This window comes from Colwellia sp. BRX8-5, from assembly GCF_014077325.1.
Taxonomy (GTDB): domain Bacteria; phylum Pseudomonadota; class Gammaproteobacteria; order Enterobacterales; family Alteromonadaceae; genus Colwellia_A.
The window spans coordinates 1-801 of sequence record NZ_JACGVR010000076.1 but is presented as its reverse complement, the minus strand read 5'-3'; the positions used below and the strand labels follow the sequence as shown (position 1 = coordinate 801).

At 42.4% G+C, this 801-nt stretch carries 1 protein-coding gene; it reads right to left on the bottom strand.

All coding sequences use genetic code 11. The features are described 5' to 3' along the window. Nucleotides 1-801 (bottom strand): tandem-95 repeat protein (locus H4J62_RS19930; RefSeq protein ID WP_182231379.1); only part of this gene is annotated, 801 nt, incomplete at both ends.

Genomic DNA, 801 nt, shown 5'->3' with positions numbered 1-801 from the left:
GGTCATTGGACCATCGGCAGTTTCTGCATTGTCTAAAACATTGCCTGTGGCGGTTGTATCTTCTGCGACAGAAACGGTTTCATTATCATCACTTAAATCTGAAACTGGAGTTACTGAAATTGTTAAAGTTGAAATTTCTGTGTCACCAGCACCATCGGTAATGGTGTAACTGATCACTGGCACGGCACCGTTGAAGTTGTCATTGGGTGTAAAAGTGTAGCTACCGTCTGCATTTAAGGTGAGTTCACCTTCCGCAAGAGTAACCGTATCACCTGCATTGTACGTATTCCCACCAACACTAAAGCTGGTGACGGTCATTGGACCGTCTGCTGTTTCAGCATTGTCTAAAACATTGCCTGTTGCTGTTGTATCTTCTGCAACAGTGACAGTTTCACTATCATCACTTAAATCTGACACTGGTGTTACTGAAATTGTTAAAGTTGAAATTTCTGTGTCACCAGCACCATCGGTAATGGTGTAACTGATCACTGGCACAGCACCGTTGAAGTTGTCATTGGGTGTAAAAGTGTAACTACCATCTGCATTTAAGGTAATTTCACCTTCAGCAAGGGTAACCGTATCACCTGCATTGTATGTATTCCCACCAACAGTAAAACTCGTTACCGTGAGTGGACCATCAGCTGTTTCTGCATTATCAAGCACATTACCTGTAGCAATTGTATCTTCAGCTATCGTGACAGTTTCACTATCATCACTTAAATCAGAAACCGGTGTTACTGAAATGGTTAGGGTAGAACTCTGAGTGTCACCTGCACCGTCAGTAACAATGTAAGTAATTAG